The organism is Erwinia sp. MYb375 (genome assembly GCF_037479175.1).
Lineage (GTDB): Bacteria > Pseudomonadota > Gammaproteobacteria > Enterobacterales > Enterobacteriaceae > Erwinia > Erwinia rhapontici.
This window is the reverse complement of sequence record NZ_JBBGZS010000023.1, coordinates 1,744,335-1,767,327: the sequence shown is the minus strand read 5'-3', so window position 1 is coordinate 1,767,327 and position 22,993 is coordinate 1,744,335. Positions and strand designations below refer to the sequence as shown.

The 22,993-nt window shown below is 57.8% G+C and carries 18 protein-coding genes; 13 read left to right on the top strand and 5 right to left on the bottom strand.

Annotated elements, in window-relative coordinates:
- The first annotated feature begins 72 nt into the window (after nucleotides 1-72).
- Both WH279_RS20935 and WH279_RS20930 read left to right on the top strand, forming a co-directional pair.
- Nucleotides 73-1,215, top strand: coding sequence for an efflux RND transporter periplasmic adaptor subunit (locus WH279_RS20935; RefSeq protein ID WP_339458384.1), 1,143 nt, complete (start codon nucleotides 73-75; stop codon nucleotides 1,213-1,215).
- The gene (locus WH279_RS20930; RefSeq protein WP_339458383.1) at nucleotides 1,212-4,274 is read left to right on the top strand and encodes an efflux RND transporter permease subunit; all 3,063 of its coding nucleotides are present in this window, start codon (nucleotides 1,212-1,214) and stop codon (nucleotides 4,272-4,274) included. The genes WH279_RS20935 and WH279_RS20930 overlap by 4 nt, the downstream gene beginning before the upstream one ends.
- A 43-nt stretch (nucleotides 4,275-4,317) precedes the next feature.
- Here WH279_RS20930 and tkt read toward each other — a convergent pair whose 3' ends face one another.
- The 3 genes from tkt to rpiB all read right to left on the bottom strand — a co-directional run bounded on the left by tkt (nucleotide 4,318) and on the right by rpiB (nucleotide 8,074).
- On the bottom strand, nucleotides 4,318-6,318 hold the full coding sequence (gene tkt / locus WH279_RS20925) for a transketolase (protein WP_339458381.1): 2,001 nt from the start codon (nucleotides 6,316-6,318) through the stop codon (nucleotides 4,318-4,320).
- Nucleotides 6,319-6,384: 66 nt separating this feature from the next.
- Nucleotides 6,385-7,335: a transaldolase gene (gene tal, locus WH279_RS20920; RefSeq protein WP_200643943.1), complete on the bottom strand. Its 951-nt coding sequence runs from the start codon at nucleotides 7,333-7,335 to the stop codon at nucleotides 6,385-6,387.
- A 280-nt stretch (nucleotides 7,336-7,615) separates the two neighbouring features.
- Nucleotides 7,616-8,074 carry a ribose 5-phosphate isomerase B gene (gene rpiB, locus WH279_RS20915; RefSeq protein WP_133845932.1) on the bottom strand — a complete coding sequence of 153 codons (459 nt, stop codon included), beginning with the start codon at nucleotides 8,072-8,074 and terminating at the stop codon, nucleotides 7,616-7,618.
- Between the two features lie 421 nt (nucleotides 8,075-8,495).
- Between rpiB and WH279_RS20910 the strand changes: the two genes are divergently transcribed.
- The 7 genes from WH279_RS20910 (at nucleotide 8,496) to maeB (ending at nucleotide 17,626) form a co-directional block, all read left to right on the top strand.
- Nucleotides 8,496-9,836, top strand: a complete 1,341-nt coding sequence (locus WH279_RS20910; RefSeq protein ID WP_200643945.1) for an MFS transporter — start codon at nucleotides 8,496-8,498, stop codon at nucleotides 9,834-9,836.
- Entirely contained in the window at nucleotides 9,833-11,593 is a 1,761-nt protein-coding gene (locus WH279_RS20905) for a dihydroxyacetone kinase family protein (RefSeq protein ID WP_339458374.1), read from the top strand. The genes WH279_RS20910 and WH279_RS20905 overlap by 4 nt, the downstream gene beginning before the upstream one ends.
- Nucleotides 11,590-12,375, top strand: coding sequence for a triose-phosphate isomerase family protein (locus WH279_RS20900; protein WP_339458372.1), 786 nt, complete (start codon nucleotides 11,590-11,592; stop codon nucleotides 12,373-12,375). Before WH279_RS20905 ends, WH279_RS20900 begins: the two co-directional genes overlap by 4 nt.
- Complete coding sequence (locus tag WH279_RS20895; RefSeq protein ID WP_339458371.1) at nucleotides 12,376-13,188, top strand: sugar phosphate isomerase/epimerase family protein; 813 nt, start codon at nucleotides 12,376-12,378, stop codon at nucleotides 13,186-13,188.
- On the top strand, nucleotides 13,185-14,042 hold the full coding sequence (locus WH279_RS20890) for a phosphogluconate dehydrogenase C-terminal domain-containing protein (protein ID WP_339458370.1): 858 nt from the start codon (nucleotides 13,185-13,187) through the stop codon (nucleotides 14,040-14,042). Before WH279_RS20895 ends, WH279_RS20890 begins: the two co-directional genes overlap by 4 nt.
- Nucleotides 14,043-14,143: 101 nt before the next feature.
- The gene (locus tag WH279_RS20885; RefSeq protein ID WP_133845937.1) at nucleotides 14,144-15,106 is read left to right on the top strand and encodes a sugar-binding transcriptional regulator; all 963 of its coding nucleotides are present in this window, start codon (nucleotides 14,144-14,146) and stop codon (nucleotides 15,104-15,106) included.
- A 240-nt stretch (nucleotides 15,107-15,346) separates the two neighbouring features.
- A complete protein-coding gene (gene maeB, locus WH279_RS20880) occupies nucleotides 15,347-17,626 on the top strand; it encodes an NADP-dependent oxaloacetate-decarboxylating malate dehydrogenase (protein ID WP_339458369.1) in 2,280 nt (759 codons plus the stop codon).
- 741 nt (nucleotides 17,627-18,367) lie between these two features.
- Here maeB and hemF read toward each other — a convergent pair.
- Together hemF and amiA are read right to left on the bottom strand one after the other, a co-directional pair.
- Nucleotides 18,368-19,276 carry an oxygen-dependent coproporphyrinogen oxidase gene (hemF, locus tag WH279_RS20875; protein ID WP_339458368.1) on the bottom strand — a complete coding sequence of 303 codons (909 nt, stop codon included), beginning with the start codon at nucleotides 19,274-19,276 and terminating at the stop codon, nucleotides 18,368-18,370.
- Between the two features lie 38 nt (nucleotides 19,277-19,314).
- Complete coding sequence (amiA, locus tag WH279_RS20870; protein WP_339458367.1) at nucleotides 19,315-20,196, bottom strand: N-acetylmuramoyl-L-alanine amidase AmiA; 882 nt, start codon at nucleotides 20,194-20,196, stop codon at nucleotides 19,315-19,317.
- Nucleotides 20,197-20,404: 208 nt separating this feature from the next.
- Here amiA and WH279_RS20865 point away from each other — a divergent pair, with 208 nt between their 5' ends.
- From WH279_RS20865 to WH279_RS20850, 4 genes are all read left to right on the top strand, one after another.
- On the top strand, nucleotides 20,405-20,830 hold the full coding sequence (locus tag WH279_RS20865; RefSeq protein WP_200643953.1) for a GNAT family acetyltransferase: 426 nt from the start codon (nucleotides 20,405-20,407) through the stop codon (nucleotides 20,828-20,830).
- Nucleotides 20,831-20,839: 9 nt separating this feature from the next.
- Nucleotides 20,840-21,286, top strand: a complete 447-nt coding sequence (locus WH279_RS20860) for a DUF2919 domain-containing protein (protein WP_200643954.1) — start codon at nucleotides 20,840-20,842, stop codon at nucleotides 21,284-21,286.
- 69 nt (nucleotides 21,287-21,355) lie between these two features.
- Entirely contained in the window at nucleotides 21,356-21,976 is a 621-nt protein-coding gene (locus WH279_RS20855) for an RpoE-regulated lipoprotein (RefSeq protein WP_339458364.1), read from the top strand.
- A gap of 115 nt (nucleotides 21,977-22,091) precedes the next feature.
- On the top strand, nucleotides 22,092-22,988 hold the full coding sequence (locus WH279_RS20850; RefSeq protein ID WP_339458362.1) for a Dyp-type peroxidase: 897 nt from the start codon (nucleotides 22,092-22,094) through the stop codon (nucleotides 22,986-22,988).
- The last annotated feature ends 5 nt before the right edge of the window (nucleotides 22,989-22,993 follow it).

The following is a 22,993-nucleotide window of genomic DNA, read 5'->3' as shown; positions in this document are numbered from 1 at the left end:
CTTGATAATACGTGCAGCAAATCTGGACAGTCGCGCGATTGAATAAGGCGATTACCGTTCAGGAATAGTGCTATGACCGATACCTTCACCGATTACGCCCGTCAGATACTGCATCATCTCAACCTCCCGGGGCGGTTATCCCTCTTCTGGCTGTGGCTCATGGCACTGCCCGTCGTGTTTCTCCTTGTTGCCTGTGGCGACAAGGAGAAAACCCCTGCGCCTCTGGCACGTCCGGTGCGCTATGTGGTGGCACCGGCGTCGCTTTCCGGCAGCGTGCAGTTGCAGACCGGGGAGATCCGCGCGCACGATGAAACGACCCTGGCGTTTCGCCTGGATGGACGCATGTTGTCGCACGCTGTGGATGTGGGGGACAAGGTGAAGGCAGGACAGCTGCTGGCGATGCAGGATAACAGCACGGGTCTGAATCAGCTGGGTAGTGCGCGCGCCGATCTCGCCAGCGCCCAGGCGGCGGAGCGGGTGGCAGCACTGAATGTGCAGCGGATGACCACGCTGACGCGAACCGGGGCTATCGCCCGGGTTCAGCTGGATACGGCGCGTTCAGACTGGCAGGCAGCCTTATCCAAACGTCAGAGCAGCGAAGCGGCGCTTAAAAATGCCCAGGACAGCCTGAGCTGGACGCGCCTGACGGCACCCTCGGACGGCATTATCACCGCGGTCAGCGCCCAGCCGGGGCAGGTCGTCAGTGCCGGACAGGCGGTGTTCACCCTCGCTGCGGGCAATGATCGCGATGCGATCTTTGATGTCAGCGATCCGCATGCGCTGACGCAAAACAGCGCACTGCCTGTACAGATCTCACTGCTTGCCGATCCCGCTGTGACAACCCAGGGACATCTGCGTGATGTCAGCCCACAGGCCGACCCGCAAACGCGTACCTGGCGCGTGCGCGTGACGCTGGTGAATCCACCGGAAAGCATGGCGCTGGGGGCCAGTGTGCAGGCAGCGTGGCGGCAGGAGGGGCAACGCAGCATCGCACTGCCAGCGTCAGCCTTGACCCGTCTGGGGGATAAGCCCGCCGTTTTCGTGGTGGACAGTACCCACCTCCGCGTGCTGCTACGTCCGGTCACCCTGGGGAACTCTGACGTGAACAGCATTGCGGTAACGGCGGGCATCCTGCCGGGAGAACGGGTGGTGACGGCAGGCGTCAGTAAACTGCGTGACGGTGAAAAAGTGACGCTGCTGGAGGAGGGCCAATGATCCCGCACATTCCGACATCGCGTTTCAATCTCTCCACCTGGGCCTTACAGCATCAGCCGCTGATCGTCTTTTTCATGCTACTGGTGATGGCGGCCGGTATCTTCAGCTATGAACAACTGCCGCGCAATGAAGACCCGGCGTTTACCATCAAAACCGCCGTGGTATCGGCGTCCTGGCCGGGTGCGGATGTGAAAGATACGGTCAATCTGGTCACGGATACCCTGGAGAAGAAACTTCAGGAAATTCCTTATCTCGATTATGTCGAGAGTGAAACCCGTGCCGGGCAGTCCGTGATTTTTGTTAACCTGCGCGATGATACGCCCCCTGCCTCAGTGCCTGAGATCTGGTATCAGGTGCGCAAAAAAGTGCAGGATATTACGCCTTCACTTCCCCAGGGCGTGCAGACGCCCCAGGTGAACGACGAGTTTGATGACACGTTTGGCACGATTTACGGTTTCACCGCGGAAGGCTTCTCCCTGCGCGAACTGCGCGACCGGGTTGAAGACATTCGTCGTAACCTGATGTCGCTGCCGGATATCGGCAAAATCACGCTGACGGGTGTGCAGGAAGAGCAAATGGTGATTGCCTTCTCGCCGCGTAAAATGGCGGGGCTGGGGATTGACCTTCAGCAGGTCACCGAGGCCATCCGCGCGCAGAATGCGGTGGTACCCGCCGGGGAAATACGCAGCGACAGGGAGAATATCGCGCTGAGCGTGACGGGGGCACTGGGGTCTGCGCAGAGTCTGCAGGCTGTCGTGCTGCATATCGGCGATCGTTATATTCCCCTTAGCGCGATAGCCACCGTCACCCGACAGGTGGCAGAGCCGCCCGCTGCTGCCTTTCGGGTCAATGGCCAACCTGCCATCGGTCTGGCGATATCCATGGCGGCTACCGGCAACATGATTCGTTTTGGTGAGGCGGTGAACCAGCGTATGGCGGCGATTCAGGCCGGGCTGCCGCACGGGATTGAGATGGTCAGGGTGGCTGACCAGAGCGCCGTGGTACAGCAGGCCGTCAGTGGATTTACCCGGGTGCTGACGGAAGCGGTGGTTATCGTGATGGCGGTTTCTTTTCTCTCGCTCGGTATGCGTGCCGGCCTGGTGGTGGCCGCCGCGATCCCGCTGGTGCTGGCGATGACCTTTGTGGGCATGATGCTGGCGGGGATCGGGTTACAGCGCATTTCACTGGGGGCGCTGATTATCGCGCTCGGCCTGCTGGTGGATGATGCGATGATCACCGTGGAAAGCATGGTGTCGCGGCTGGAAGCGGGAGACAGCCGCTGGAAGGCCGCCAGCTACGCGTTTCAAACTACTGCCTTCCCGATGTTGACGGGTACGCTGGTGATGATTGCCGGTTTTATCCCGGTCGGGTTTGCCGCCTCCAGCGCGGGAGAATACTGTTTTTCTCTGTTCGTTGTGGTGACGATCGCGCTGCTCTCTTCCTGGGTCGTGGCTATCCTGTTTTCTCCGCTGATCGGCACCTGGCTGCTGCCCGCCACCCTTAAGTCACATCAGGCCGGGTCGGGTCGGCTGGCGCGCGGGTATCATCGCTTACTGACGCTGGCACTGGGGCACCGGCTGAAAACCGTGGCCGCCGCGCTGACGTTACTGGTGCTGGCTGCCTGGGGAACCACCTTTATGCAGGGAGAGTTTTTTCCGGCGTCCGACCGTCCTGAGCTGCTGGTGAGCCTGACATTACCCGGCAACGCCTCACAGACAGAAACCGAACGGCAGACCGAGCGGCTTGAGCGTGCGCTGCGCGGCAATCCTCACATCGATCGCCTGTCCAGCTATATCGGCACCGGGGCGATCCGTTTTTATCTGCCAATGGATGTATTACTCGATAATGAAAACACTGCCCAACTGGTGGTGGTGGCGAAGAGTCTCGAAGATCGTGAAGTGCTGCAACAGCAGTTAGAGACGATTCTGTCGGAGGGTTTCAGTGATATCGCCACGCGCGTGTCGCCGCTCGAACTGGGGCCGCCGGTCGGCTGGCCGATAAAATACCGCGTCAGCGGGCCGGATTATCATCAGGTTCAGTCCATTGCCCGGCAGCTGGCGGCGATCCTTGGCGACAGTACGCTCACCCGTGAAGTGAATCTGACCGCCGGGGAACCGGAGCGCGTCATTACTCTGATTATCAATCAGACGGCGGCACGGGCAGCGGGTGTCTCCTCGGAAAGCGTTGCCACGGCACTGAATACCCTCTGGTCAGGTAGCGTGGTGACGACAGTCCGTGACGGTAACCGACAGGTGGATGTGATGCTGCGAGCCAATGACCGGGAACGTCAGGACCTGACAACGCTCTCCTCCCTGCAACTGACCACCAGCGGCGGCATGAAGGTGCCCTTAAGTCAGGTGGCAACGCTTCGCTGGGGCATCCAGGATCCGGTGATCTGGCGCCATCAGCGTATGCCGTTCATCACCGTGCAGACTGACCTGGCACCGGGCCTGCGTGCGGAGGGGGTATCACAACAGTTGGCGCCCTCGGTCACGCAACTGCGGGCGTCGTTACCTCCTGATTACCGGATTGACGAAGGCGGATCGGTGGCTGAATCGGATAAGGGGAACACCTCGGTGTTTGCCGTTTTGCCGGTGACGCTGTTTGTGATGCTGATCCTGCTGATGATTCAGCTACAGCGTTTCTCGCGAATGCTGCTGGCGCTGCTGATGGCGCCCTTTGGGCTGATTGGTATTGTGCTGGCGATGTTACCGACCGGCACGCCGATGGGCTTTGTGGCGCTGCTCGGCATGATTGCGCTGGCCGGGATGATTATCCGTAATGCGGTGATTCTGATCGGTGAGGTGGACAGTAACCTTGGGCGGGGGATGGAAAAACAGCCGGCGATTATTGCTGCTGCGCAGCATCGATCTCGCCCGATCATGCTGACCGCCTGTGCAGCCATTCTGGGGATGATCCCGATAGCCGAACAGGTGTTCTGGGGGCCGATGGCCTATGCCATCATTGGCGGGTTGCTGGTGGCAACGCTGGTCACACTGACGGTGCTGCCCGCCTGTCTCAGCCTGGTGATCAAAGACGATAGGGTGCCGAAAGCATAAAAAAACCGCCTTGCGGCGGTTTTGTCTTTTTGGCTAAAAGGAATTAATGCGGTTTGAGCAGCGCCTCGGCATGGCTGACGATGTTTTCCACCGTAAAGCCAAATTCCGGGAACAGCTTCTCGGCCGGGGCCGATTCACCGAAGCCGGTCATCCCGACGATGGCACCGTTCAGGCCAACATATTTGTACCAGTAATCAGCGATACCGGCTTCAACAGCGACACGCGCCGTGACGCCAGAAGGCAGCACGGATTCGCGGTAGGCCGCATCCTGTGCATCGAACAGATCGGTAGACGGCAGTGATACCACGCGCACCTTGTGGCCGCTGGCGGTCAGCTTGTCGGCTGCGCCCAGGGTGATTTCCACTTCGGAACCGGTGGCAATCAGGATCACCTCCGGCGTGCCGTCACTGTCTTTCAGCACGTAACCGCCGCGTGAAATATTGGCCAACTGCTCTTTAGTACGATCCGGCTGTGCCAGGTTCTGACGCGACAGGATCAGCGCGGTCGGACCATGATGACGCTCGACGGCATGTTTCCACGCCACGGCGGTTTCCACCTGGTCGCACGGACGCCAGACGCTCATGTTCGGCGTCACGCGCAGGCTGGCAATCTGCTCGACAGGCTGGTGCGTCGGGCCATCTTCGCCCAGACCGATGGAGTCATGGGTATAGACCATAATCTGACGCGCCTTCATCAGCGCGGCCATACGCACCGCATTACGCGCATACTCGACGAACATCAGGAAGGTGGCGGTGTAAGGGATAAAGCCACCGTGATGCGCCAGGCCATTAGCAATCGCCGTCATCCCGAATTCGCGTACGCCGTAGTGAATATAGTTTCCGGCTTCATCCTCTTTGATCGACTTCGAGCCGGACCAGATGGTCAGGTTACTCGGCGCGAGGTCAGCAGAACCGCCAAGGAACTCTTTCAGCAGCGGACCGTAGGCTTCCAGCGCGTTTTGCGAGGCTTTACGGCTGGCGATTTTCTGCGGATTAGCCTGTAACTGTTCAATGTATTTCTGGGTTTCGGCCTGCCAGTTTTCCGGCATGCCCCCGGTCATACGGCGGGTATATTCGGCGGCCAGCTCAGGGTGGGCCGCTTTATAGGCAGCAAATTTCTCATCCCAGGCTTTTTCCGCTTTGGCTCCGGCATCTTTCGCATCCCACTGAGCGTAAATCTCTTTCGGAATTTCAAACGGCGGATAATTCCAGCCCAGCGCTTTACGCGTCAGTGCCACTTCTTCATCGCCCAGCGCCGCGCCGTGGGCTTCTTCTTTACCGGCTTTGTTCGGCGAACCGAAACCAATCACGGTTTTACAAATCAGCAGCGACGGTTTGTCGGTGACGCTTTGCGCTTCTTTGATGGCGTTGGCAATCGCAACCGGGTTATGGCCATCGATATCGCGGATCACATGCCAGTGATAGGCTTCAAAGCGTTGTGCGGTATCGTCGGTGAACCAGCCTTCCACTTCACCATCAATCGAAATGCCGTTGTGATCGTAAAAGCCGATCAGTTTACCCAGCCCCAGCGTTCCCGCCAGTGAGCAGACTTCATGGGAGATACCTTCCATCAGGCAGCCATCGCCCATAAACACGTAGGTGTGGTGATCGACAATCTCATGGTCAGGGCGGTTAAACTGTGCGCCCAGCGTCCGTTCCGCAATCGCCAGACCGACCGCATTCGCCAGGCCCTGGCCCAGCGGTCCGGTGGTGGTTTCCACACCTGGCGTGTAGCCCAACTCCGGGTGACCCGGGGTTTTTGAATGCAGCTGGCGGAAGTTTTTCAGCTCGGACATTGGCAGATCGTAGCCGCTGAGGTGCAGCAGGCTGTAAAGCAGCATTGAGGCGTGGCCGTTAGACAAAATAAAGCGGTCGCGGTCAGCCCAGGCCGGGTTGTTCGGGTTGTGATGCAGGAAATCACGCCACAGGACTTCAGCGATATCGGCCATACCCATTGGCGCACCCGGATGACCAGATTTGGCTTTTTGCACCGCATCCATACTGAGCGCGCGGATGGCATTTGCCAGTTCTTTACGTGAAGACATTGCTTCCTCCTGATTGCATGAGGGCGGATCGTCGATCCGCCCGGGGAGACAGAGATAAGAGGGGAATTACAGACGTGCAGCCAGCACGTCTTCCAGTTTCTGCTGGTCAATGGCGAACTGGCGGATACCTTCGGCCAGTTTTTCTACCGCCATCGGATCCTGATTATGTTCCCAGCGGAATTCCGCTTCAGACAGCGGCGCTGGCTGGTGGAAGCCCTGAGTGGACGGCGTCAGTTTACGTTCGACCGGCGCATTGCTGGCCTGAAGTTCTTCCAGCAGATTCGGTGCGATGGTCAGACGATCGCAGCCCGCCAGGGCCAGGATCTGCTCAACTTTACGGAAGCTGGCACCCATGATGACGGTGTTATAGCGATGCTGCTTATAGTAGTCGTAGATATTGCGTACGGATTTCACACCCGGATCTTCATCCACCACATACGGGTCGAGCGGTTTACGGCTGTTGTACCAGTCGTAGATGCGGCCAACAAATGGCGAGATCAGGAACACATCGGCTTCGGCGCAGGCACGAGCCTGGGCGAAGGAGAACAGCAGGGTCAGGTTGCACTGAATACCGTTTTTCTCCAGCTCTTCAGCCGCTTTGATGCCTTCCCAGGTGGAAGCCAGTTTGATGAGGATGCGTGAACGGTCGATACCGTGTTCTTCATACATTCTCACCAGCTTTTCAGCTTTGGTCACGCACATCCCGCGATCGAAAGAGAGGCGTGCATCCACTTCGGTAGACACGCGGCCAGGAACACTTTTCAGGATCTCCAGACCGAGGTTAATCGCCACTTTATCGCTGGCATTAATAATCTGGGTTTCTTTACTGCCGCCCTGTTTTTTGGCGTACTCGATGGCGTCAGTAATCAGATGTTTGTAGGCGTCGAGGCCGGAGGCTTTCAGGATCAGAGACGGGTTGGTTGTGGCATCTTCCGGATGGTAGTTACGGATGGATTCAATATCGCCACTATCAGCCACCACGGTGGTGAATTGTTTCAGTGCGTCTAGCTGGTTCATCTAAAGCTCCTTGATAAGCAATCTGTGATGCAAGTTTAACCGTGACGCAGTGTTGCGGCTGTTTCACACAGGCAAGACGCAACAACTGTACCCGACACGGCTGAGTATACTTAGGCGAAACATTGCATCAGACCCGCGACAATGGGAATGCGTTTTCTCTGATTGTTGCGATGGGTTCGCCCAATGGGCCAGTCTGCTGGCAGCAAAAATAGCACAACGGTTAAGTGTAGCAGCTCAGGGAAAACGCGACGGCGCAGAGGGAGTGCGCCGCACTTAAGGATTACTTTTCGCCGACTTTCTGCTCGTAATAGCTGATTTTCTCGACTTTTTCCGTTGAGCCACCCCCTTCAAATTCAGCATTTAGCCAGCTATTCACAATGCTTCGGGCCAGCTCCGGGCCGATAACGCGTGCGCCCAGTGTCATCACCTGCGCATTGTTACTTTTGCGAGCACGCTCGGCAGAGTAAGTATCGTGACACTGTGCAGCCCGGATGCCCGGCACTTTGTTCGCCACAATGGCCATGCCGATCCCGGTTCCGCAAATCAAAATCCCGCGCTGATGTTTGCCTTCTCGAATGGCGTTGGCCACCGTCCAGGCGACATCCGGATAAAGGGGTCTGCTGGACTGTGCATCGTTGCTGTAGTCGCTGACGTCGATATTTTTTTCCTGCAAAAGCTGCTTGATCAGGTTTTTTAATTCCAGTGCCGCATCGTCGGCGCCAATTGCGATAGAAGACATAGGGTTACTCCCGCTGAGATGACAGGGCCGCCGGATCCACGTGAATCATCAGGATCGCCGGCAACGATTCACTTTTACCCTAACGCACTTTTGTTCATATGTTCAATAGATGTTCTTTTGTTTTATTCAATATACCGACTCCTCCGTTGAATTTTTCCTTACACCGCCTGCTTTTGCCTGTTATTGCCGCTAAATGGCAAAATTAAAGGTTTTGAGATCCATCACAGTTTTCGTTTTGCGTGCTGGGAAATGAACATTAATACGGATAGTGTTCATTTGTTCACGCATTGATGCAATGCACAAGAAGACCCACTGAGGACTCAACCATGCGTCAAATTTGCCATCTGCCTACCCCTGATCTGGTGCGTCATTGCCAGCGTCATTTCACCAGTATTCTGTTCCAGTCTGTCGGAGGTGCCGTATGACTGCCCTTAATCCACAGGCGATTGAAAAATCCGCTATCCGTAAAGTCTCACTGCGCCTGGTGCCCTTTGTGGCACTGATGTTCTTCATCAACTTTCTTGACCGTACGGCGATCTCCTTTGCCGGACCGAACGGCATGACACAGGATCTCGGGCTGAGTGCGGTGCAGTTTGGCCTGGCGTCCGGCATCTTTTTCATTGGTTACATCCTGCTGGAAGTGCCAAGCAACCTGGCTTTACATCGCTATGGCGCACGTAAATGGCTGGCGCGTATCATGGTCAGCTGGGGCATCGTTTCGCTGCTGTTTACCTGGGTGAGCAGTGTGGAAGGGTTGTACACCCTGCGCCTGCTGCTGGGGATTGCCGAAGCGGGTTTCTTCCCGGGGGCGATCCTGTTCCTCAGCATGTGGGTTCCGGCTAAACACCGCAGTAAGGTGTTGTCCCTGTTTTACCTCGCACAGCCGCTGACGGTGGTGCTGGGTGCGCCGCTGGCTGCTGCACTGATTGAACAGCACGGACTGTTTGGCCTCTCCGGCTGGAGGGTGATGTTCCTCGGTGTCTCCATTCCGGCGATTATTATCGGCATCGTGGCCTGGTTCTATCTGGTGGACTCCCCGCGTGATGCAAAATGGCTGAATAAAGAAGAGAAAGAGTGGCTGACTACGGCGCTGGAAAAAGAGCAGCGTGAAAAAGGCTCCACCGCACATGCCAGCCTGCGTAGCGTGATGACCAACGGCCGCGTCTGGCTGCTGTGCCTGATCTACTTCGGCTTTATCTACGGTCTGTATGCGCTGGCTTTCTTCCTGCCGACCATTATTTCTGGCTTCCAGCAGCAGTTCGGCACCTCGTTTAACGTCATCGAGAAGGGGCTGATTACCGGAGCGCCGTATCTGGTGGCGGCCATCGTGATGTTCTTCTGGTCACGCGATGCAACCCGTCGCGGCTGCAAAACCTGGCATATCGCACTGCCTGCGTTGACCGGGGCTATCAGCGTACCGCTGGCGCTCTATATGGACTCTCCGCTGGCCACCATGCTGGTGATTGCAGTGACGGCCAGCTCGATTTTTGCCGCACTGCCGAACTTCTGGACGCTGCCAACGCAGTTCCTGACCGGCGCATCTGCGGCGGCAGCCATCGCGCTGATTAACACCCTCGGTAACGTTGCGGGCTTCTCGGCGGGCTACCTCACCGGAATGCTGCATGACGCCACCGGAGCCTACACCGTTCCCATGATGGTCGTGGGCGGCTTCATGCTGCTCTCTGCACTGCTGATGTTGTTACTTAACGCCAAACGTTCTGGATTTCAGTCTGCCCCCATTACACAGGAGCCTTCCCAATGACCTATCTGTTTAATCAACCCTCTGCTTTCGCCAGTGAGCTGATTGAGGGTTTCGTCGCGGCCAATGCCGATAAAGTCCGCCAGGTTCCGGGGGGTGTGGTGCGCAGCACCCGCAGCCCTGCGGGATGTGTGGCGGTGGTGATTGGCGGCGGGTCCGGCCACTATCCGGCGGTTTCCGGCCTGGTCGGGCAGGGCATGGCGCACGGGGCGGCGATGGGTAACCTGTTTGCTTCCCCGTCCGCCCAGCAGATCTACAGCGTGGCGCGTGCGGCGGACAATGGCGGGGGCGTTCTGCTGGCCTTTGGTAACTATGCCGGGGACGTGCTGCATTTTGGTCAGGCCAGCGAACGTCTGAAAGCCGAAGGCATTGATTGCGAACTGCTGGCAGTGACAGACGATATTTCCAGTGCGGCGCTGTCCGAGCGCGAAAAACGTCGTGGTGTGGCGGGCGATCTGGCGGTGTTTAAGGCCGCAGCCGCGGCGGCTGAGGCAGGATACTCGCTTGCCGAGGTCACGCGTCTGGCACGCCATGCGAATCATCGCACGCGCTCTCTGGGTGTGGCGTTCTCTGGTTGTACCCTGCCGGGGGCCACACAGCCACTGTTCAGCGTGGCGCACGGCACCATGGCGCTGGGAATGGGGATACACGGTGAGCCGGGCATCCGCGAATGCGATATTCCTGCGGCAGATACGCTGGCAGAACTGTTTGTCAGCAGTCTGCTGAAGGAGTGCCCGGAAGAGATTACGCAGCGTAAAGGGCAGCGGGTGGCGGCGATCCTCAACGGTCTCGGCTCGGTAAAATATGAAGAGCTGTTTGTCGTTTATCGCCGCGTGGCACAACTGCTGGCGGCGGAAGGGTTGCAGGTGGTGGAGCCGGAAGTGGGTGAGTTTGTGACCAGCTTTAATATGGCCGGTGCTTCACTGACGCTGATGTGGCTGGACGATGAACTGGAAACCTTGTGGCGTGCCCCGGCCAATGCGCCGGCGTTCCGTAAAGGCAGTGTGCTGATGGCGGAACCGCTGGATGCTGCTGAGCAGATCCTCGCCGAGGTAGATGTGGTGCCCACTGCCAGCGCGGCCTCGCAGCAGGCGGCCACCTGTGTCCTGTCGGTGGTCACTACGATAGCTGAAGTGATTGAAGAACATGCCACTGAACTGGGGCGTATTGATGCGGTTGCCGGAGACGGTGACCACGGGATCGGTATGGAACGCGGATCGCGGGGGGCGCTGGAAAAAGCACGTGAGATGCAGCAGCGCCAGGCGGGTGCCGGAACGCTGCTGTGCCGCGCCGCCGATGCCTGGGCGGACAAAGCCGGAGGCACTTCAGGTGCGCTCTGGGGCGTGCTGCTGACGGCGATTGGCACGGCGCTGGGGGATGTTAAAACCCCGAATGCCCGGCGCGTTGCGTTGGGGGTGCAGCATGCCAAAGAGGGGATTATGCACTTTGGTAAAGCGAAGCCGGGCGATAAAACCATGGTCGATGTGCTGGTGCCTTTCAGCGAGTGCCTGAGTGCCCGCGTTGCCGCAGGTGACACGCTGATTGATGCCTGGGCGGCGGCAGCACAGCAGGCAACCAAAAGCGCCAAAGAGACGGCGCAGCTGTTACCGAAAATGGGCCGCGCCCGTCCACTGGCTGAGAAGAGCCTGGGCACGCCAGATGCCGGGGCCGTTTCGCTGGCGCTGATCGTCAATAAAGTGCTGGTGCAGCTACAGGCCAGTGCCCCTGCGACACTCTCCCTTCAGGAGGTCAGCCAGTGAGCGCGCGCATCACACTGGGCGTCAGCCTGAAAATGTATTTCAGCTATCAACAAACCCTGACCTGGAGCCAGCAGGTGGCAGAGCTGGCTCGTCAGCATCCGGCGATCGTCAGCGGCGAGGTGGGGCTGTTCGTTCTGCCTGCATTCCCTGCGATCCCGGCGGTGAAGCAGATTTTTGCTGACACGGCTGTCAGCGTGGGGGCACAGGATCTGGCCTGGGAAGACAGCGGGGCCTGGACCGGTGAGGTCAGTGGCCCAATGCTGGCTGAAATCGGCTGTCGCTATGTGGAAGTGGGCCATGCGGAACGTCGTCACCATTTTGCCGAAGATGACCGTCAGGTGGCGGGAAAACTGGCGGCGGCGCTGCGTAACGGGTTAACCCCGGTATTGTGCCTGGGGGAAGAACAACGTCTGAGCAGTGAGCAGGCGATAGCGTTCTGCCGTCATCAGTTAAACGCGGCACTGAGTCAGGCGCGTCAGCAACAGCTGAGCGGAGATGTGGTACTGGCCTGGGAACCGCAGTGGGCAATTGGTGCGCCTGCGCCTGCACCGGATGCCTTTATCGGTGAGGTGTGTACCGGGTTGCGCCAGCATGATCTGGCGGGCGATATCAACATTCGCGTGATTTACGGTGGCAGCGCCGGGCCGGGGCTGTTGAGTCGTCTTGGCCATCAGGTCAGCGGACTGTTTCTCGGGCGCTTCGCCCACAAACCCGATGCGCTGGCACAGATTATTGATGAAGCCGCCGCACTGGCCCACAGCGCTCAGCGGCAGGAGGCATAAATGGCGATTGGCCTGAGTACCTATGCCTTTTTCTGGCGTGCCTCGGCGCGCGTATCGGTTCCGATGACGCTGGCGCAGATGCTGGAAAAGACCGCCGATATGGGCGTGACGCTGTTTCAAATCTGTGATTATCCGCAGATCGAAAGCTGGAGCGATGCCGAGCTGGTCACACTGCGTCAGCAGGCCGATACGCTGGGCATCCAGCTGGAGCTGGGAACGCGCGGTCTGCAAACCGCCCACTTACAGCGTTATCTGCACCTGGCACGGGTGTTACAGGTGACGGTGATCCGTTCGATGTTTAACAGTGCCAGCCATCGTCCAACGCTGCCGGAAGCCGCCGCGCTGATTGAAAGCATTCTGCCCGCGTTTGAACGCCAGCAGGTTCGGCTGTGTCTGGAGACTTACGAGCAGGTCAACAGCGCGCAGATGATGTCGGTGATCGATCGTTTCCTTTCCGATTACCTGGGCGTGTGCCTGGACCCGGCAAACTGCGTCGCCGCTCTCGAACTCCCCCAGCAGGTGGTGGCAAACACCGCGCACCGGGTGCTCAATCTGCATATTAAAGATTTTGCTTTCAGCCGCCAGGAGGGCTGGGTCGGTTTTACGCTGACCGGCTGCCCGCTGGGCGAAGGGCTGCTTGATTACGATCGGCTGATAGACCAGGTGCGTCCGGCAGAGCGTGGCATTAATCAGATCGTCGAACACTGGCTGCCGTGGCAGCAGGATGCGGAAAGCACCTGCCAGCGGGAAGCCGAGTGGACGCAACAGAGCGTTGATTTTTTACGTCACAAACAACTTCAGGAGTCAGTATGAGCACACAATTAACCACCATCACCGTGATTGGCGCGGGCGGCAAAATGGGCATGCGCATTTCGGCGAATTTGCAGCGCAGCGACTATCAGGTGTTTTACTGTGAGAGTGCGCCGAAGGCCCAGGAGCAGGTCACCGGGCAGGGACGTGAGCTGTCCAGCGCGGAATCCGTGGTGCCGCACAGTGATGTGGTGATCCTCGCGGTGCCGGATATTGTGCTGGGCAAAGTCTCTGAAGGCGTGGTGCCGTTGATGAAAAACGGTGCGACGCTGTTAACGCTGGACCCGGCAGCGGCTTATGCCAATCTGATTGCGCTGCGCGAGGGCATTCACTACGCCGTGGCTCATCCGTGCCATCCTTCCGTATTCCTTGACCGTTATACCAAACAAGAACACGCCGATGCCTTCGGTGGCGTGGCTGCCATTCAGCATGTGGCGGCGTCGTTTGAAAGCGGCAGCGATGCGCAGAAAAGTGAACTGAGCAAGGTGATCAGCGTGATGTATGGCCCGGTTGAGCAGGTGCACTGGGTGACGGTTAAACAGCTGGCTTATCTTGAGCCCACGCTGGTGGAAACCGTGGCCTGTATGGTCGGTGCTTTTATGAAAGAGGCGCTGGATGAGACGGTTAAACATTCCGGCGTGCCGGAAGAGGCGGCAAAGGCAATGCTGTACGGCCATATTCAGATTGCGCTGGCAGTGGCATTCCGCGCCACCAACCCGTTCTCTGATGCCTGCATGATTGCGATGGAGTATGGCCGCGAGAAGATCGTTAAACCGGACTGGAAACAGATTTTCGAGGAGAAAGAACTGGATATCGTGATTGCGCGCATGCTCAAAATTGACGCGATCCGTCGTTAATCCTCTGTCGGATAGCGTAAAATGGTATAAATTGTTGCCTGAGGCGCGGCACTGGCTGCCGCGCTCGCTACCGAAACCGATGAGAAGAGACGACTGCCCGGATGGAAAAAAACACGCTATCTCAGGACACTGAACTGCTGACGGAAATTGCCGTTGCATACTATCAGGACGAAATTACCCAGGAAGAGATTGCGCGTAAATTTGGTATCTCCCGCATTAAAGTGGGGCGCTTGTTAAAGCGAGCCAAAGAAGAGGGCATTGTTGAAATCAACGTGCGCTATCACCCGGTCTTCAGTACCCGGCTGGAGCAGCAGTTACTGGAACGTTTCCCATTACAACGTGCGCTGATTGCCCTCGATCATCATGACGAGGATGAGCAGCGCCGTCAGGTGGCGGCGCTGGTCGCGATGCACCTGTCACAGTCACTGAAAGATAATGCGGTGGTGGCGGTCGGGCAGGGGCGTAACGTGGCAGCGGTTGCTGACCATCCCGGCAGTGTTCCCACGCGTAACTGCCACTTTATTAGCGGTATTGGCGGGACGCACCGCCCCGGTGATGCCATCAATGCTGACCACATCAGTCGCCGTCTGGCGAAAAAGTTCGGCGGTATCAGTGAAACGCTCTATGCCCCGGCCTATGTTGAAGACCGTGCGCTGAAAGAGGCATTCATGCAGAACGGCACCATCAAAGAGACGCTGGATCGCGCGCGTAAAGCCGATGTAGCGCTGGTGGGGATCGGTGACATGAATGAAAACAGTTATATGGTCAAACTCGGCTGGTTTACCCCCCATGAGATTATCGATGCCAGCCTGAATCAGGGCGTGATTGGTGATGTGGCGGGTTATGATTTCTTTAACGCTCAGGGGCTGCATGTGGATACGGTGATGAATGACCGGGTCATCGGTCTCAGCATCGAAGAGCTGCGTAAAATCCCCTGTGTGATAGCTATCGCATCGGAGAACACCAAAGCGATGGCGTTGCTGGGTGCACTGCGTACCGGGGCGATTGATATTATTGCCACTACAGCGCAGAACATTCGCACATTGTTGAATATGACGAAATAGTTTTCCACGGGTCAGGCATGCCTGACCCCTACGACCGGCTGGAATATTTGACCATTGCGGCGGGTTGGAATACCTGACCCCTGCGCCGGGCATCGTAGGGGCGAGGCATGCCGCGCCCGGTCCTACAAATGCCTCGCCCGATCCGTTGAATGCCAATTCTATGCACTCCCTCAAGTTTTTCTCCCGTCCGGCACTCCTATACTGAGCAGTTGTACCCCACCATAAAAAAGGATCCTGCTAATGGACGATCAGTTAAAACAGAGTGCCCTCGATTTTCACCAATTCCCGGTTCCCGGAAAAATTCAGGTTTCCCCGACCAAGCCCCTTGCCACGCAGCGTGATCTGGCGCTGGCCTACTCACCGGGTGTGGCCGCGCCATGCCTGGCGATCGCCGCCGATCCTGAGGCGGCAGACAAGTACACTGCCCGCGCTAACCTGGTGGCGGTGATTTCTAACGGCACAGCAGTGCTGGGCTTAGGGAATATCGGCGCGCTGGCCAGCAAGCCGGTGATGGAAGGGAAAGGCGTACTGTTCAAGAAATTTGCCGGTATCGATGTTTTTGATATCGAAGTGGACGAGCTGGACCCGGACAGACTGATTGATGTGATCGCTGCGCTGGAACCCACCTTTGGTGGCATCAACCTTGAAGACATTAAAGCACCCGAGTGCTTCTACATTGAAAAGAAACTGCGCGAGCGCATGAACATCCCGGTGTTCCACGACGATCAGCACGGGACGGCGATCATCTGTACGGCAGCGGTGCTGAACGGCCTGCGGGTAGTGAAAAAGAATATTTCGGACGTGCGGCTGGTGGTCTCCGGGGCGGGGGCATCTGCCATTGCCTGCCTTAACCTGCTGGTGGCACTGGGGATGCAGAAACACAATATTGTGGTCTGCGACTCAAAAGGGGTGATCTACCAAGGGCGCGAAACGCCGATGGCGGAAACCAAAGCGGCGTATGCCGTGGCGGACAGCGGCAAACGCACGCTGCTGGAGGTGATTGACGGTGCGGATATTTTCCTTGGCTGCTCCGGCCCAAAAGTGATGACCCAGGAGATGGTCAAAGGGATGGCGCGTGACCCGCTGATCCTCGCGCTGGCCAACCCGGAACCGGAAATCCTGCCACCGCTGGCGAAAGCCGTGCGCCCGGACGCTATCATCTGTACTGGCCGCTCGGACTTCCCCAATCAGGTGAACAACGTCCTGTGCTTCCCGTTTATCTTCCGTGGGGCGCTGGATGTGGGCGCGACCGCCATCAACGAAGAGATGAAGCTGGCGGCGGTGCATGCCATTGCCGAACTGGCGCTGGCAGAGCAGAGCGATGTGGTGGCCTCCGCTTACGGCGACCAGGAGCTGTCGTTTGGCCCGGAGTATCTGATCCCGAAACCCTTCGACCCGCGCCTGATTGTGCAGATCGCCCCGGCGGTGGCAAAAGCGGCGATGGATTCCGGCGTGGCGCGGCGGCCGATTGCTGACTTTGATGCCTACCGCGAAAAGCTGATGGAGTTTGTCTACAAAACCAATCTGTTTATGAAACCGGTGTTCTCACAGGCGCGTAAAGATCCAAAACGCGTGGTGCTGGCCGAAGGGGAAGAGGCGCGGGTACTGCATGCGACCCAGGAGCTGGTCACCCTCGGACTGGCGAAACCGATCCTGATTGGCCGACCGAGCGTGATCGAGATGCGCCTGCAAAAGCTGGGGCTGAAAATCGAAGCGGGCAAAGATTTCGACGTGGTGAACAACGAATCCGATCCACGCTTTAAGGAGTACTGGAACGAGTATTATCAGATCATGAAGCGCCGTGGCGTGTCGCCGCAGCAGGCGCAACGTGATGTGATCGGTAATCCAACGCTGATCGGTGCCATTATGGTTCACCGGGGGGAAGCCGATGCGCTGATCTGCGGCACCGTGGGGGATTACCGGCAGCATTACGACATCGTCGAGAAGCTGTTTGGCTTCCGTCCTGACGTGAAAGTGGCCGGGGCGATGAATGCGCTGGAGCTGCCGAGCGGTAATACCTTTATTGCCGATACGTACGTTAATGAAGACCCGACGCCGGAACAGCTGGCTGAGCTGACGCTGATGGCGGCGGAAACGGTGCGTCGCTTTGGTATCGAACCGAAGGTGGCGCTGCTGTCACACTCCAGCTTTGGGGCCTCGGATGCGCCTGCCGCGCGTAAGATGCGTGACACGCTGGCGCTGGTAAAAGCCCGTGCGCCTGAGCTGGAAATTGATGGCGAAATGCACGGCGATGCGGCACTGGTAGAGAGCATTCGTCAGGATCTGATGCCGGACAGCCCGCTAAAAGGCTCAGCGAATATCCTGATTATGCCGAATGTTGAAGCGGCGCGTATCAGCTATAACCTGCTGCGTGTTTCCTGCTCTGACGGCGTTACGGTGGGGCCGGTGCTGATGGGGATGGCGAAACCGGTCCATGTGTTGACGCCGATTTCATCGGTGCGGCGCATTGTGAATATGGTGGCGCTGGCGGTGGTGGAGGCGCAGACCGCGCCGCTATAACGCGCAGGCCCGCCTGGGCCAGGTCAACGTCTACGGCCAGGTCAAGGTCTCAAGGTCAAGGCCAGGTCAAGGGCGTTTCGCTTTCCCGCTGCGCGGGCTGAGCGACCCAGGGCGGCCAGTCGCCGCCGCCCTGGGGACCCGGGCTTGCGGCAGGCGCATCGCCCGCTAAAGCGGGTTCCCTCAGTCGGTCGGTTTTCCCGCCGGACCGGGCGTGACGGGACATCCCTGTCCCGGCACACCCTCTCGCCGACGTCCTGTCGGCTCGTCCTGGAAATCCGCTCTCCTTCGGCGAGGCTTAATTGCCGCTCAAAAGGTCAACATCCACGTCAAAAGAACAATCAAAGACAGGTCAGACAGACCAGATACAAAAAGCCTTTCTGGGCTTTTGGTCATTTTGGTTTTTTAATATTTGGGGTTTGACCTGGGTTTTGATGTTAAGGCGGCAATTAAGCTGCGCTGAGTAAGTGATGTGAACCAGGATGAACCGCCAGGACGGCGGTGAAAGCTCGGGCCGGCACAGGGAAGTGCCGTCACGAGTGGTCCGTCGGTGAGCAACGCTTGCGAAGGTACCCGCTGAAAGCGGGCGCGGCGCCTGCCGCAAGCCCGGGGTCAAGGGGCGGCGGCGACTGGCCGCCCCTTGTCGCTTCGCCCGCGCAGCGGGAAAGCGAAACGCCCTTGACCTTAAGACGTTGACCTTGACCTTAAGCCGTTGACCTTAGCCCTGCAACAGCATGAAAAAAATCAAATCCACGCCTTAACCGGCAGAAAATCACTGTACAGCGCCGCCTCCGGGCTGCCTGCTTCCGGTTGATAATCATATTCCCAGCGCACCAGCGGCGGCATCGACATCAGAATTGATTCCGTACGGCCGCCCGTTTGCAGGCCAAACAGCGTGCCGCGATCCCACACCAGATTAAACTCCACGTAGCGCCCACGGCGGTAGAGCTGGAAATCGCGTTCGCGCTCGCCCCACGGCAGCGTTTTACGGCGTTCAACAATCGGTAAATAGGCATCGGTAAAACCGTTACCCACCGCCTGCATAAAGCGGAAGCTCTGATCGAAATCCGGGGTGTTCAGATCGTCAAAGAACAGCCCGCCAATGCCGCGCTGCTCGTTACGGTGCTTCAGATGGAAGTAGTCATCGCACCACTTTTTATAGCGCGGGTAGACCTCTTCACCAAACGGCTGACACAGGTTGGCAGCGGTCTGATGCCAGTGCACGGCATCTTCCTCGAAGCCGTAGAACGGCGTCATATCGAAGCCACCGCCAAACCACCAGACCGGATCGGCACCCGGTTTTTCGGCGATAAAGAAACGCACGTTAGCATGACTGGTCGGCACATAGGGGTTCTCCGGGTGGATCACCAGTGACACGCCCAGCGCCTCGAAGCTGCGCCCGGCCAGTTCAGGACGGTGCGCGGTGGCAGAGGCGGGCATCGCATCACCGTGGACATGGGAGAAGTTGACGCCCGCCTGTTCGAACACCCGGCCCTGACGCAGAACGCGGCTGCGCCCGCCACCGCCACCGGGACGCTGCCAGCTGTCTTCGGCAAACCGGGCTTCGCCATCTGCCTGTGCCAGCTTGCGACAAATTTCATCCTGAAGGTTGAGCAAAAACTGTTTTACCTGGGCAATATCCGGAGTGTTCATAACAAATCCTGTGCAAAAAAAGACGCGTGGATTATACGTCAGCCTGTGCGCCTGGTCGCCTCATACTCGTCAAAAAAGCTGACGATGCCGTTAGCGATGGCCCCGGCAATTTTCTGACGAAATGCGGTGGTGCCCAGTAATTTCTCCTCGTCAGGGTTGGTGATAAAGGAGGTTTCGACCAGCACGGACGGAATAGAGGGCGACTTGAGCACGGCAAACGCCGCCTGCTCGGTATGCTGGCTGTGCAGGTGATGGACCGGGCGGATTTGCCCCAGAACGTGTTTGCCGAGGATCAGACTGTTCTTGATGGTATCCGTCTGCACCAGATCAAACAGCACCTGCTGGAGGTAGTGATCTTTATCCGCTGCTTTCACGCCACCGACGTCATCAGCCGCATTCTCTCGCTGAGAAAGATAGCGTGCCATGGTGCTGCTGGCACCGCGATTCGACAGGGCGAAGACCGACGCGCCGTTTGCGGACGGGCTGGTGAAACCGTCGGCATGGACAGACATAAACAGATCGGCACCGTGCTGATGGGCGATTTCAACCCGCTCACCGAGGGGAATAAAGTGGTCGCTTTCGCGCGTCAGGCGCACCTCGATATGAGGATGTTCACTCAGCAGATGGCGGATATGCTGGGCAATCTCCAGTACCACATGCTTCTCTTCAGAACCTTCATGCCCCACCGCACCAGAATCGATGCCGCCGTGGCCCGGATCAATCATCACAATGCGTTTGCTGTTTGCCGGGCGTGCAGGGGGTGGTGAGCTGACCACGTTGTGCGCGCGTGGGCTGACGCGCAGGGTCGCCTCTTCCTGTGCAGCACGAACGGGACGGCGGGCCAGCAGAGCCAATGCCAGGCCGGAGAGGAGCAGCTGGCGGCGGGTGGTGAGCGGCGTCAACAGGTTTATCTTTTTCATGGTACATCCTGGAGCAAAAAGTGCTTATTGTTATATCGTAACAATGAGGTCGCGGCGAGAAGGGAACTATTTCAGGCTTTTGCTATATATTTCAGACGCTGGGTTCGCCGGGGGGGGCTTTTTTTTACATGTGTCGGACCAACACACTTGCACCGACAGAAGAATACGTGATAATCAGCAAATTATGCTTAACCACAGGCCAAATCTCATGGAAATCCGCGCATTCCGGCAAGATGATTTTGAAGAAGTAATTACCCTCTGGGAGCGTTGCGATCTGTTACGTCCCTGGAACGATCCTGAGATGGATATTGAGCGTAAGCTGAACCACGACCCGGATCTGTTTATGGTCGCGGTGGTGGGCGGTGAAATTGTCGGTACGCTGATGGGTGGCTACGACGGGCATCGCGGCTCGGCCTATTATCTTGGTGTTCATCCTGATTATCAGGGACGCGGCTTTGCCAACGCGCTGATTAATCGCCTGGAGAAAAAGCTGATTGCCCGCGGCTGCCCGAAAATCAATGTGATGGTCCGTGAAGAGAACGATGCCGTGACCGGGTTTTATGAAAAGCTGGACTACGAAACGGTGGACAGCCTGCTGTTGGGCAAACGTCTGATTGAAGATCGCGAGTATTGATTCACTATTTTGAAATATTCCCCCGACGATTACGACACGAAAGGTCAGCTCCGTCTGCCCCTCTCTTTCTGGGCGATTTTGCTGTTGCAGGCACGCACATGGGTGTTGTTTGTGGCGGCCGGTGCGTCACGCCAGCAGGGCGAGAGCCTGCTTGAGCTGTTTTATCCGGATAACCACGTCTTCTGGCTGGGGCTGGCGTCAGGCGTTCCTGCTGCCCTCGGGCTGCTGCTGACCGGTTATCGCCAGCGTTTGCCGCGCCTGTGGCAGGCATGGCGTTGGGTGCTGGTGCTGACGCTGGTTTTAACGCTCGGTGTTCAGCTGGTGGCGCTGTGGCAGAACGATGAAGCGGCATCCTCACTGGTGCTGATGGTCACGCTGCTGGATGGCCTCGCCATTCTGGCACTGCTGGGATATCGGCGGTTACGTGACTGCTTTGACCCGGCTGAAAATCACTGAATTAAACTTTTAGGTCAATTCACACTCCAAGCAGTACGGAAGCCCCTGACAATGAATACTGGAGTTGCAATGAAAACTTTTCGCCCGGCGATACTGCTGGCTGCCCTGATACTGGCGGGCTGCGCAGGCTCATCTTCTCAGCCCGATAGCGCGTCTTCGTCCACCTGGTGGAATCCCGTCTCCTGGTCTTGGTCCAGCCTGTCACCGATGCACTGGTTTGGTTCCTCGTTGAAGGTGACCGAGCAGGGGCTGGGTGAGGTGAAGAGCAGCACGCTGATGCAGCGTGACGTGCTGAATGATGCCCTGAACGGCAACTATCATCTGCGCCAGGGGATGCGCACCACCGATGGGAATATCGTTCACTTCTGGCAGGGCGTCGACAGCGATAAGCAGGTCAAAGTGGAGCTGGTCGGTGATACCACGGTCAACCGCATTGATATCATGGATCACGACGTGACTACCGAAAGCGGTGTGAAGTTTGGCACGGCATTCAGCGATCTCTACAGCAAAGCCTATGGAGCCTGCCAGAAAGCCAGCGGCGTGGACAGCGCCAGCGTCGAGTGTAAAGCCCCTGGCAGCCAGCATATCAGCTATGTTTTCAGCGGCGACTGGCATGGCCCGGAAGGTCTGATGCCTTCTGACGATACGCTGAAAAACTGGACCTTAAGCAAAATTATCTGGCGCCGTTAATGCGGTTGGCATAAAGACCCCATAAATATTGCGTTTGAACACTCTCCTGGCATGCACTTGGGTTATCATATTCTGAAAAACTGACCAGAATTAACCTGAGAGCCAGGAGAGCAACATGTCCCATTTTCAGAGCGGCATTTTATTAGAGCATCGCCGTTTTGCTATTTATCTTGAAGCGATGGTGGAAGGCGATGTTGACGCTGTTCGCCGTGGCAGCCAGCAGTTTCTTCAGCAGCTATCCCTGCTGCAACAACGCTATCCCGATGCCGGGCTGGGGGCAGTCATTGCCTTTGGCAACGGTCTGTGGAGCGATCTCTGCGCGGGTAACAGCAGCGCTGAACTCAAAGACTTCCAGCCGCTGGGGAAAGGTATGGCACCGGCCACCCAGCGTGATATGTTGATCCATATTCAGTCCCTGCGTCACGATGTGAATTTCAGTCTGGCACAAGCGGCGCTGGCGGCATTTGGCAGTGCTATTCGCATCGCCGAAGAGACACACGGGTTCCGCTGGACGGAAGATCGCGATCTCAGCGGGTTTGTCGACGGTACTGAAAACCCACAGGGTGAACAGCGCGAAGCGGTAGCGATTATTCGCCAGGGGGACAATGCGGGCGGGAGCTACGTCTTCAGCCAGCGCTGGCAGCATAATTTGCCGATGTTTCATCGCCTGGCGGTGAATAAGCAGGAGCAGATTATGGGCCGCACCAAAGAGAGTAACGAAGAGCTGGAGGGCGATGCGCGCCCGGCCACGTCTCATGTGGCGCGTGTGGACCTGAAAGAAAACGGCAAAGGACTGAAAATCTTACGTCAGAGCCTGCCATACGGCACGGCCAGCGGGACCCATGGCCTGTTCTTCCTGGCCTACTGCGCTACGCTGTATAACATTGAGCAGCAGCTGTTAAGCATGTTTGGTGAAACCGATGGCAAGTTCGATGCGATGCTACGTTTCACCAAACCGGTCAGTGGCAGCTATTTCTATGCGCCGTCTCTTGAGCAGTTGGCAGCATTGTAGGGGCC